8 protein-coding genes are annotated in these 12046 nt (G+C 64.1%); all 8 read right to left on the bottom strand.

The window, feature by feature from the left end; all coding sequences use genetic code 11:
• Positions 1-551 precede the first annotated feature (551 nt).
• The 8 genes from JQ628_RS34775 to JQ628_RS25725 all read right to left on the bottom strand — a co-directional run bounded on the left by JQ628_RS34775 (position 552) and on the right by JQ628_RS25725 (position 11952).
• Entirely contained in the window at positions 552-3359 is a 2808-nt protein-coding gene (locus tag JQ628_RS34775; protein WP_212226725.1) for an SAV_2336 N-terminal domain-related protein, read from the bottom strand.
• Complete coding sequence (locus JQ628_RS25755; RefSeq protein ID WP_212226723.1) at positions 3356-4357, bottom strand: AAA family ATPase; 1002 nt, start codon at positions 4355-4357, stop codon at positions 3356-3358. The genes JQ628_RS34775 and JQ628_RS25755 overlap by 4 nt, the downstream gene beginning before the upstream one ends.
• Before the next feature lie 8 nt (positions 4358-4365).
• Positions 4366-6480, bottom strand: coding sequence for an SIR2 family protein (locus JQ628_RS25750; protein ID WP_212226722.1), 2115 nt, complete (start codon positions 6478-6480; stop codon positions 4366-4368).
• 146 nt (positions 6481-6626) lie between these two features.
• Positions 6627-7973, bottom strand: a complete 1347-nt coding sequence (locus JQ628_RS25745) for a tetratricopeptide repeat protein (protein ID WP_212226721.1) — start codon at positions 7971-7973, stop codon at positions 6627-6629.
• Between the two features lie 137 nt (positions 7974-8110).
• The gene (gene cyoD, locus JQ628_RS25740) at positions 8111-8500 is read right to left on the bottom strand and encodes a cytochrome o ubiquinol oxidase subunit IV (RefSeq protein ID WP_212226717.1); all 390 of its coding nucleotides are present in this window, start codon (positions 8498-8500) and stop codon (positions 8111-8113) included.
• Positions 8497-9132 (bottom strand): cytochrome (ubi)quinol oxidase subunit III, encoded by a 636-nt coding sequence (locus tag JQ628_RS25735; RefSeq protein WP_212226714.1) that lies wholly within the window; start codon positions 9130-9132, stop codon positions 8497-8499. Before JQ628_RS25735 ends, cyoD begins: the two co-directional genes overlap by 4 nt.
• Positions 9132-11129, bottom strand: a complete 1998-nt coding sequence (gene cyoB, locus JQ628_RS25730) for a cytochrome o ubiquinol oxidase subunit I (protein ID WP_212226712.1) — start codon at positions 11127-11129, stop codon at positions 9132-9134. Before cyoB ends, JQ628_RS25735 begins: the two co-directional genes overlap by 1 nt.
• Complete coding sequence (locus JQ628_RS25725) at positions 11119-11952, bottom strand: cytochrome ubiquinol oxidase subunit II (RefSeq protein ID WP_212226711.1); 834 nt, start codon at positions 11950-11952, stop codon at positions 11119-11121. Before JQ628_RS25725 ends, cyoB begins: the two co-directional genes overlap by 11 nt.
• Between the last annotated feature and the right edge of the window lie 94 nt (positions 11953-12046).

Below are 12046 nucleotides of genomic sequence, written 5' to 3'. Positions count from 1 at the left end.
TGCCGGGTGCGCGCTGCACCCGCGGTCCCGTGTGCGCTGCTTGCGCAACAAAAAAATGCACACGAGCATACAGGTGAGCGGAGAACACTCCGACATCCCCTGCGCAATGGCTTTACGGCTTATATCGCGCTCTCCCTGGTGAGCGGGCTTGTTGTCACCATCGCCTCGCGGAAAGTTCCGCAAGGTTTAGCGCCAGCGTCGCGGCGCCAGGACCACACGACTTCGCCGTACGCGGACAGCGCTTCGTCAAGCACGCCGCCCACGTCCACCGCATCCCATCCCAACGTTTGGTGGCGATGGCCAACGCCCCTCCTCGGGGATGAGGTGGGCACCGTTATAATTCTGATTTGCCGAAATTTACAAGCGGAATATTTTTACGCGAGGGGCTTGACATTGATTCTGGAAATCAGAATTTGATTTACGGGCGGCCGCGGGTCGCGAGAACGCGAGAGCGAAGCGAAACCTGTCGATTGTTGCCGGGAGATGATGGGTTCGCCGCGCCCAACCCATGCTGCGGCTTCGGCTGGCGTGCGATCCACAACGCAGCTTCTTCAGGCGGTCGGGGGCTCACTGCGTGGGAAGCTGGCGAGCCAGGTATCGTCCAACGACTCAACGCTCATATGGGGGGTCTGCTGCGCCGAGATCGCGAACTGCGCCAGCCGCTCGGGGACAGCTTTTTGGAGAAAGCGATAGAGCGACCGAGAGGTAACCACCTGAAGGCCGTCGTATTCTGTTAGCGCAGACGACTCGATCCCCGACAGTGCTGACAGCAGGACGCTCGTAAACACCGCTTCGCCATCCAACTCGTATGCTTTCTGGCCAACGCGGGCGGCGAAAAAGCAGTCGACTGAGCTGCGCACCCGTGTCAGCTCGGAAGCGTTCGGAAAGATGAACGAGCCCGTCACGCGTCTGAGCGTCGCTCCACCGATCTCACGGGATGTATCTGAAATAAAGACGACGTGCGGGATGCCCGACTCGCGTGCCTGCTGCACGTTCTGCGAGACGTTGATGACGGCATTAGCGTTGGACAATGCGTCGGACAAAAGCCACATGTCCTGTCCAGGTCCGTATGCGGCGCCGTGACCGGCGAAGTACACGATGAGTTGGTCAAGATCGTTGCTCTGAATACAGCTCGCAATGGCTCTGTAAATCTCGTCGACGCTCACGCGTTTTTCGTCGTCGGTGAAGAGCCACACTCGTTCATAAGGGATTCCCTGGTTCTCGGTCGACCATCGAGCAAATCGCTGCGCGGCGAACGCCGCCCCTCTTAGGGAGGGTAGGCTGTCGACGCGGTTGACCCCGATTGCGATCACGGCCCGGGCGCCGCCGCGCGGTGATGCCGCACGCTGCGACGTCGACCGCGGTGGGGCATCGATTTCCTTCCCGACGTCATCCCCGCGTCGAACGACTAGGTCATCGACCTTCGAGGCAGGCGGCCCCTTGCGCAACCAGGGCTCCAATTGATCGAGTTGCGCCATCGGACCGGCTGCCGTGACGTGCACGCGGCCGTCGCGCAGATTTTCGACGGCGCCCTCGAGTCCGAGTTCGGAAAGGTGCTGCTGGACGAAAGCGCGAAATCCGACGCCCTGCACTCGACCGCTGATCAGGTACTCCCGGCGCTCCGGCTGATCCGTTGCTTGAGGGGACGCCGCGGGCTGGCTCGACGGTGCTGCTTCGTCGGGCGCGGCGGTCGGCGAGTCGACGACTGTTGTTTGCGCCGCTGCTTCGAGCGATGTCGCGTCGGTCGAAGTGATCTCGCCCGGCTTGACCAGCCTTGCGAACGAGCCGCCGAGACGTGCCAGCGACGCGGCTGCCGCCTTGGCGAACTCGCTTTGACCGGGGTCGAGCTGAGCCACGCCCGCCGACGGATCCTCCAGCCAGGACGTGAACGTAGGCACGACGCCCGACTGCGCAACCCGGGCCGCGTGCGCGAGAGCGCGTAACACGTCGGCGGCGGCCGCGTTGTCGAGCAAAAGCGTCTGCACGTCGGGATAAAATTCAAGCGGAAGGCTGGCCCCAAGGTCCCAGCGCGCATTCTCCTTCTGCACGCGCAAGATGCCGCCGAGCAATACTTCGGCCTCGATAAACGGGCCGGCCTCCGGAAGGAGGTCGCGGCGCAACAGACGAAGCACGCCGAGCGTTCGCACCGGCGATGCTGCGAAGCAGGCGGCGAGCCGCTGGGCCTCCCTGGACGCAAGCGTCCGGAATCGTGTCGCCCGCTCGCTGGCCGAAACGGCTGGCGCCGCTACCTCTTCGCCCTGCCAGGTGAGATCAAACATCGCGCCCGGAGCCCACTCGCGGCTTGCGCCGGCGATGAGGCCGGCGATGCGCCCCATCGCCGCTGCGGTCAGCGGCGCTGCGGGAAGGCGGAAGAGCTGCGGGTCGGCCAGGGAGAGATCGTCGAGCCCGGTGGGAAGCCCATCGAGTTGAAACCGACGGTTGACTGCCGCGGGCGTGACGCTGCGGAACCGGCAACTGATCGTATCGCCCAACGCGGTGCGTGCCCAAAACCACTCAGGGGTCACCTGGGTCAGCGCCACCGGCAGCTCACTCGCCCATTTCGCCAGCAGCCGCGGCACCTCGCCGTCGTGCCAACGCGGTCCGACGCAATCGGAGATCACGACAACGATCGAGCGTGCCTGGCCGCGAACGAGGCGGGTGAGTCGCTCTGCCGTTGCCGGACTCGGTGCTCTTCCCCGCGGATTGACTGCGACGCGCGCCGCATCTGACTCCAGCCACCACGAGCGCACGCTCCGGAACGCGCCGCTGTGGCGAAGTACGCGCTCGAACTCGTCGATCGTTTCCTTCCAGATCACCATCGACAGGCCGTGATCGGCGACGAGAAGCAGGTCGAGCCAGCGCTCGCGCGCCGGCTCGAAACTCGGGATCCAGAGGTCTTCCTCTGCCGCCCGCTGCACAGTTGTCTCGATGTCGATCACCGCGGTTCCGGGCGACGGCACCCGACGCCTGAGGGGACGCAGTGCATTGATGAGCGAACGGCTTTCCGGCAACGCCGTGGCGCGCGGCAGCGCGATTGCGCGCGATGGCGCCGCCGGTCCCGGTGGTCCGGCGGACTGACCCGTACGGGCGGACTTGCCCATAAGGGCGGGCAGGCTGTCGCGACGCTGCTCGGCGTCGCTGCTCCGAACGTCCGCTCCGACCGCCGGGGCCGTCCCGGAAGTCGTCGTTGACTCCAACGGCGAGGCGCCTGTGTGTGCGGGCGGCGCGCGCTCCTGCATGCGCAGCGCAAGCCAGAGACTGTCGAGCGTGCCCTCGGCGTCGAGGTCGATGCCCGCCCGCTGTAGCGAGCGGAGCAGCAGTGGGAGCGATGGGAGTGGCGGTGTCGGCGTTTCGCTCACCGGGAGTCGAGCTCTCTCAGTACGATGTTCTCGATCGCCTGGCGGTCCTCGGCAGTCAGCGACCGGCCGCGCGTCACCAGGTAGAATGCGTTCAGAAGCTGGTCGGTCGCCAGCATCGCGTTTGCGCGCTTCTCGTCGAACTTCTTGAGAAGACCTTCAAGGACGTCCTTGTCGCCGCCGGGAAGGTGCCGCAGGGCGATCTCGCGCAGCATGTCGGGAGTCGGCTTTGGCAAATCGATCCGCAGACACCGCCGCAGAAATGCCGGCGGGAGATCGCGCTCGCCGTTGCTGGTAATGATCACGATCGGAAACTCGCGACATCTCACCACGCCGCGTGGGATCGAAACCATCTCCCCGTCAAGCGTTCTCACCTCAATCTGCGGTGTCTCACCTGCGATCCTTACCAGTTCGGCAATCTCGAACGTTCCATTCTCGAAGACGTGGAGGAGATCGTTCGGAAGGTCCACGTCACTCTTGTCGATTTCGTCGATCAGCACCACACGAGGCTTGTCCGGCGGCGCCATGAACGCTGTTCCGATGGCGCCGAGGGTGATGTAGATGCCGATGTCCTCGCGCGACGGCTCTTCGGCAGCGACCTTGCCATCGGAGGGCGCGGCCGTCCCCGCAGTCCGCATGCGGTGAAGGTTGGCCGCACGCAGCCGCGCCAGCGCGTCATAGTCGTAAAGCCCCTCCGTTCGCGTCGATCGCGAGTTGATGTTCCATTGCAGGACGTCTCCCAGTCCGAGTTCGCGCGCCACGGCAAAGGCCAGCGACGACTTGCCCGTTCCGGGGTCGCCGGTGACGAGCACCGGACGCCGCAGATACAGGGCGGCGTTGACGGCCTCGACGACTCCCGGCGGCGGCTTGAACGTCTCACCACGCCTCACGGCGATGCGGTCGAACTGTCGCCATTCCGGAGCCGCCGGCCGATCGGCGAGCTTCTTCGGGTCGGGAACTCCGGTGCCTTGGTAGATGCGCCAATCGGTTGGGTCGGTCATGGAGGTGCTCACGTCGTTTCGAGTCTGGCTTTTGCCTGTGGGTCGTTCTCGGGCGGCAGGAAATCCGTATCGTCCCAGACGAGTGTCAGGTTCATCCCGGGATGGAGTCCGCTTTCGTCGCGGTGAGCGGCAGCGCGCTCCTCGCGTACGCGGCGGGGAAGATCGGAGATCGAAACCGATTGCAGCAGCCTCAGCATCGTATCGTCGATGCCCCCGGGCCCGCGGCCGGCCTGCCACCAGACGATGAGTGGCGTCGGCGTGTCGAGGACGGCATCCAACTGCCCGATCTTCGTTGCGGTTGGAGCCTCTCGCAGCACGACACAGCGAGTGCCTCGTTTTGCGAGCGTCGCGGCGAGATTGCGATTCAGTGCCGCGGGCGTGTCGAGCAACAGCGCCGGGATCCTGCCCAGGGGCGCCGCTTCATTCTCGTCGAGCACCGCCAGCATCTCGGCCGCGCGTAGCTTGAATTCGTCCCACGCCCGTTTGAACCGGCGCCGGAGCAACGGCACGCGCTCGAGCCGCTCCAGCGGGCGCACGGTCACGATGTAGGTTGCACCGATCGGCGGGTCGCTGGCGATGTTCGCAGGTAGCCATGAATGGATCGCCTCGCAGGCGATCACGCTCGGTACGATGAAGGAGATGCTGGTGACGTCCGGATCGGTACGGCGCGCCTCGAGTTCTTCCACGAGGTCGTACACAATGTCACCCGAGGCCTTGTCCTTGAATCGCCGGCCCTCGACGCCAAAAAGCGATTCCGGAACACGCGTGCCGGTCCAGCACCAGGCATGCACGATCCAATCGTCTGTGCCCTTGGGATCGGTCCGAATGCGCACCAGCACGTGCACGCGCTCGCGGGCGCCCGGCGCCGCCCGTTCCGACAGCCACTGCACCAGCACGGCGCGCGCTGCTTCCGTCGGAGCCAACTGCGTCACGGCCTCGTCGAGCCAGTCCCGCAAGCGCGTCAGCCATGGCTCGCCGACTTCGTGCTTCAGCCGATGGACGAAGTCGAGCAAAGGGGGCACGCCGTCGCCAGAGCGACCGATCGCGCCTCCCAGTTGCACGATGGCGTCTCGCAGCAGCGCCATGCCGTCGCCGCCGGTAAGCGCGAACGTCCAGGCCTGCGGCTTCGTCATGTTGTAGATCCGCGCGATGGTCTGGGGCGCCATCGCAAGACCATCGATCTGGTCGAAGAGCGTCGACACCAGCGCTCTCATGTCAGGCGTCAGTTCCGCGCCGGCCACGACCCGCCTGGCACGCTCGGCACCCGGCCCTATCGCATCGATGGCGGCGACCATCGGGTCCCCGAAGTCGGCGAACTCCACCACCTGGACGTTGTACCGATCCATGAAATCCTGCTTCTTCGCATCGTCCGCCTCTCCGGCGCGCAGCAGGAGGTACTTGGTCGGTGCCGTCCGCTCGGTAAGCTCCATCACTTCGTCGAGTTTTTTTCGCAGCACGGGCTCCGTCAGGCTGAAACCGACGAAGAGGAACGGGTTCGTCTTCAGCAGGCCTTTGAACTGCTCGAACGCATTCTGATACACGATGCGCTTGGGATCGTTCTCGTTCGGGTAGAGCCTGAGGTACTGCTCTGACGTCAGGATGATCGTGTCGACGCGGTCGATCGACCCATGCAGGTGCCAGACGCGTCGGCGCCCGGACGGGGTGTTCAAATTGCCCAGCGGCGTCGGGTCATCGTTGTGTATTTTCTCGACTTCGCCGGGTCCCCACGGCCACTCGAGCACCTTGTCGTAGTTGGTGGTGATGATGAACGGCGCTTGCAGCCGCCAGATCGCCTGCACCGCCGACAAGTTGGCGCCGACCGGCGCTCGCGACCGCTCGAACGCCTTCCTGATCTCGTCGAGAAAGAGCCGCCGGCCCAGCCCGTCTACAGCGAGTTGTGCGGCCATCATGGTATCGGGCAGAGCCGCTCTCACCCTCGCGGCCGCCGCCGGATCCTCGCGATCGAGACGCGCCGCGAGCAGCTCGATGAGGCCCAGCCAGTCCGGAAACCGCTGCTCTCTCGGCAGCGAAATGACGGTGCCGACGCTGATCCCGGCTCCGACGAACGGAATGAGGGTTCGGTCTCTTACGGCTTGGATCAAGCTATCCGGCGGCTGGAACATGGGCGGGCAATGTTCTCAGACAAATGGCTAGACGGGATGTTCTAGCGCCTTCGTACAGTATTCCGCTGGCTACCTCTGGCTATCATCGGTGTAGACTACGCGTCGGAGCTGCGTCAATCCCTCATGCAGGTCTTCGCGGTCGGCGGCTAGCCCGCCAGCCGCAGCGCCACCACCAGCGCAAAGATCGGCACCTTGCGGGCATATTCGTGCACCTCGCGCTGCATCAGCACGACTGTGAAGCCATGCTTCGCTGCAAGGCCCGCGATGTAATCGTGGCCGTGGCGGAAGCAGCCGCCTTGCGCAAAGCCGTTCAGCGCAGCAACGGCGATGGCGCCCGGGTCATCGTCGTTGGGGAAGACCGTGAAGACGAAGTGTCCGCCTTCGCGAAGGCACCGCGCGGCCGCTCGGAAGACGGCGTCGAGGTCGCCGAAATGGATCAGGGTCGCGGCGCTGGCGATGACATCGCAACTGCGCGGGCGATCGTTCAGGAATGCGATCAGATCACCACGGTGCAGTTCGTCGTAGACGTTCTTCTGCCGGGCCTGGGCCAGCATCGGTTCCGACATGTCGACGCCCACGAGATGACGGGTTTCCGCCCGGAGCAATTCTCCGACGAGGCCGGTGCCACAGCCGGCATCGACGACGGTGCCGGCGCGCTGCGCATTCAGCAGCGCGAGTGCGCCGGCGACCAGCCGGTGGCCCTGATAGCCGGTCGCGCCGGTGGCGCCGTTGTCCCACCGGTTGGCCCGCTCATCGTAGAGCTTTGCAATCTGCCCGTCGCTTGCGCGAGCCGGCACGGCGCCGCCGACGGAGGCGAGCAGCATTGCGATTTCATCCCGATCACCGGGATGCCGCGCAAGATGGTTTTCAAAACATAGTTTTGCGCCATCCGGACAGCCGGCCCGCGCCAACAGGATGCCGAACGATTTGTGCGGAAATCCGCTCGCGGTTTCGGCGCGCGACAGGATTTGCGCGTGTTCGAAAGCCTCCACCACCTTGCCCTGATCGACCAGCGCAAGACCGAGGTTGACCCGCGCCTCGAAATGCAGCGGATCGATCTTCAACGCCTCCATATAGTGACGTTCGGCGTCGTCATATTCGCCGAGTTGCGTAAGGGTGAAGGCGAAGGTGGACTGGAGGTCGGCATTGGCCGGGTCGAGCGCGATGGCTTCGCGATAGACGTCGGCGGCTTCCTTGAAACGGTGCTGCGCCGACAAGCCGAGGGCAAGGTTGAAGGCCGTCATCGCGTCCCTGGGATTGATCCGGAACGCGTGGGCAAAATGCGTTGTCGCTTCCGAAAAGCGCCCGGCCCGCACAAGGAGACCGCCGAGATCGTTGTGCGCCTCGCAGCGGTGCGGATCGCGCGCGATCGCTTCCCGGTAGGCCGCCTCGGCCTTGTCGATTCGGCCGCCGTTCTTGTGATGGGCGGCAATGCGCGCGAGGTCTTGCGGATCCTTGCTCCTGGTGAGGGCGCGGCGCTGATGGCGATTCATGAATTGCTCCGAGAAACCCGAAGCGCATCAGGGCGGATTATGGTTAGCAATTGGTTAAATTCTCGCGACCGGAAGCCCACGGGCGGCGCACGCTCCGAGGCGCCTCGGACGAGCCAGCGGTGAGTGGCCGCAGCCCGTCACTGCATCTTCATGATCTGCTCCATCGGCGGCATGTTCTGATTCAGGTGGCCCATGATCCAGATCGAGCCGCCGACCACCAGGAACACGATCAGAAGGCCGAATGCCAGCGCCAGCACGTTATTGGTGTTGTCGGGTCCCGTCGTGATGTGCAGGAAGAACACCAGATGGACGCCCATCTGCGCGATCGCGAGCACGACGATGGCGACCGGAATGCTCGGCTGCCAGACCAGGTCGGTGCCGGCGATGAAGAACGACGTCGCCGTCAGCAGCAGCGCCAGAACGAGGCCGACGACATATCCGAGCACTCTGGCGCGCAGGCTGTGTTCTTCTTCAGCGCCCGGTGCAATATCGGCCCGCTCGTCAAAATGCCCTGATGACTCGCTCATGCTGCACCTCCGAGCAGATAGACGACGGAAAAGACGGCGACCCAGATGATGTCGAGAGCATGCCAGAACAGCGCAAAGCACGTCATGCGCCGCATGATATCGGCGCGAAAGCCCTTTGCGAACACCTGGGCCATCATGGTGAGCAGCCACAGCACCCCGGCGGAGACGTGCAGGCCGTGGCATCCGACCAGCGAAAAGAACGCGGTCAGAAACGCGCTGCGCGAAGGACCGTAGCCGCGAGAGACCAGATCGGCGAATTCGCGGAATTCCATCGCGAGGAACGCCAGGCCCAGCACGCAGGTGACCGTCATCGACAGGTAAAACCACAGCCTGTTGCGCAGGTCGGCGGCGATGCTGGCCATGCCGCAGGCAAAGCTCGACAGCAGCAGGCAGATGGTCTCGACGGCCACGTTCCGCAGGTCGAATATCTCCGCGCCCTTGGGTCCATCGGCGACCTGATGCACCAGCACCGCATAGGCCGCGAAGAAGCACGAGAACATCACGATGTCGGAGAGCAGGAAGATCCAGAAGCCGTAGGCCGTCACGATGTGCTTCGGGGCTGGCCCGGCATGCTCGACGGCACGCCCGAGATGATGCGGGTCGGCGTGCTCGACAGTCGCGGTCATCGCCATCAGACGCCTCCCGCCATGCTGACGAGATTGCGGCGCTCTTCGATGTTGGCGCGATCGATCTTCGCTACCTCTGCCGCCGGGATGACGTATTCATCATGGTCGCGCCAGGCGAACACGACGAAGGTGGTGAACGCGCCGAGTCCTCCAACGATCACCAGCCACCAGATATGCCAGATCAGCGAAAAGCCCATCACGGTGGCGAAAAAGGCGCAGATAAAGCCGGTCGGCGAATTGCGGGGCATCTCGATGTCCCGGTACTCGGGCTCCCGGCGCTCGAGCTGTTCCTTGGCGTGCTGCTTCATCGCCCAATAGGCGTCCTCGCCGCGCACATCGGGGTAAAAAGCGAAGTTGAACACCGGCGGCGGCGACGATGTCGCCCATTCCAGCGACCGGCCATCCCAGGGATCGCCGGTGCGGTCGCGCAACGCTTCGCGGTTGCGAATGCTGACGACGAGCTGCACGATCTGGCTGATGACGCCGATGCATAGCAACAGCATGCCGAAGGCGGCAACGATCATCCAGGGCCGCCAGGCCGCGACATCGTAGTGCTGCATGCGACGGGTCATGCCCAGCATGCCGACGATATAAAGCGGCATGAAGGTGACGAAGAAGCCGGTAAAGGTGAACCAGAACGCCACCTTGCCCCAGCGCTCGCTGAGGCGGAAGCCGAAGGCCTTGGGAAACCAGTATTCGAAGCCGGCGAAGGCGCCGAACAGCACCCCGCCGATGATGACGTTGTGAAAATGCGCAACGAGGAACATGCTGTTGTGCAACTGGAAATCGGCCGGCGGCACCGCGAGGAGGACGCCGGTCAGGCCGCCGATGATGAACGTCACCATGAAGCCGATCGACCACAGCATGGGCGTAGCGAAGCGGATGCGGCCGCCGTACATCGTGAACAGCCAGTTGTAGATCTTCACGCCCGTCGGTATCGCGATGATCATGCTGGCGATGCCGAAGATGGCGTTGACGTCGGGCCCGGCGCCCATGGTGAAGAAGTGGTGCAGCCACACCATGAAGGAGACGACGCAAATCGCCATCGTGGCCAGCACCATGGAGCGGTAGCCGAACAGCGGCTTGCCCGAAAAGGTCGACACCACTTCCGAGTAGATGCCGAAGGCTGGCAGCACGAGGATGTAGACCTCGGGATGACCCCACGCCCAGATCAGGTTCATGAACATCATGACATTGCCGCCGGCCTCGTTGGTGAAGAAGTGGAAGCCGAGATAGCGGTCCAGCAGCAGCATCGCGAGCGTCGCGGTAAGGATCGGGAACGCCGCGACGATCAGCAGGTTCGAAGCGAGCGTGGTCCAGCAGAACATCGGCATGCGCAGATAGCTCATGCCCTTCGTGCGCAGCTTCAGCACCGTGGTGACGAGATTGATGCCGGCGACCAGCGTCCCCACGCCCGAGATCTGTAGCGCCCAGGCGTAATAGTCGACCCCGACGCCCGGCGAATAGGTCAGCCCCGACAGCGGCGGAAAGGCGAGCCAGCCGGTGCGCGCGAACTCGCCGATCACGAGCGAGAGGTTCACCAGCAGCGCGCCGGTCGCGGTGAGCCAGAAGCCGACCGAATTCAGCGTCGGGAAGGCGACATCGCGTACGCCAAGCTGAAGCGGGACGACGAGATTCATCAATCCGATCACGAACGGCATCGCCACGAAGAAGATCATGATCGTGCCGTGCGCGGAGAAAATCTGGTTGTAGTGCTCGGGCGGCAGGTAGCCGGCCGATTGATAGGCGATCGCCTGCTGAATGCGCATCATGATGGCGTCGCTGCCGCCGCGCAGCAGCATCACCGAGGCGAGCAGGATATACATGACGCCGATCCGCTTGTGGTCGACGCTGGTGATCCACTCGCTCCAGAGATAGGGCAGGTGGCCCCTGATAACGACCCAGGCCAGCACCGCGAGGATCGCGACCAGCACCACCGCGCCGGCGACCAGCGGAATCGGCTGTCCGAACGGGATCGCCGACCAATCAAGCTTACCGAGCATCCTGCGCTCCGCTGCCCTGTCGCCCGGCATTCGAGCTGATCTGTGGTCCCGGACCCGGCGGAATATGCTGGGTCGCGATCAGGTCGAAGAGGCGCGGATCCTCCAGCCGGTAGGTCGGCCGCCCCTTCTCGACGGACTGCTCCATCAGCTTCGTGTAGGTTTCCTGATCGAGCACTGAATCGGATCGCGCCGTCGCGGCGACCCAGTCGGGGAAGGCGACGGGCGAGACCACGTTGACGTCGAACATCATGTCCGGAAAGCCGTCGCCGGAAAAATGCGCAGACAGGCCCAAAAGCTTGCCTTCATTGTCGGCGCGAAGGTTCAGCTTCGTCACCATGCCGTTCATGGTGTAGATCATGCTGCCGAGCTGCGGGATGTAGAAGACGTTCATCACGCTTGACGACGTCAGTTGAAATTTCAGCTCCGCGCCCGCCGGCACCGTCAGCGTGTTGACGGTTGCGATACGCTGGTCCGGATAGATGAACAGCCATTTCCAGTCGAGCGAGACCGCCTGGATCCGGATGGGAGCGCCGGTGCCCGGCACGGGCGCGGCGGGATCGAGCTTGTGCGAGCCGATCCAGGCGACACCGCCGAGCAGGATGACGGTGAGCGCCGGAATCGACCACACCACCATCTCGACGCGCCCGGAATAGACGAAGTTCGGCTGATAGCGGGCTTGCTGGCTTGACGCGCGAAACCACCAGGCAAAGGCCAGGATCGCGATGATCGTCGGCACGACGATCACGAGCATGATGAAGACCGAGTCGACCAGGATCGTCGCGTTCGCGGCCGCCACAGGTCCTTGTGGATCAAGCAGATTCATCAGCAAGCCACTGACGATTGAGATGCCCCGCAGGAACGCTTTGCCACAAACGTCGTTCGCCGAATATGGTTCCCGCGAAAAGCATCGGGCGGAT

It is taken from the genome of Bradyrhizobium lablabi (assembly GCF_018129385.1).
In the GTDB taxonomy this organism is placed as follows: Bacteria; Pseudomonadota; Alphaproteobacteria; order Rhizobiales; family Xanthobacteraceae; genus Bradyrhizobium; species Bradyrhizobium lablabi_C.
Note: the sequence above shows the minus strand (reverse complement) of the source record. Positions and strands in the feature narration are given on the sequence as shown.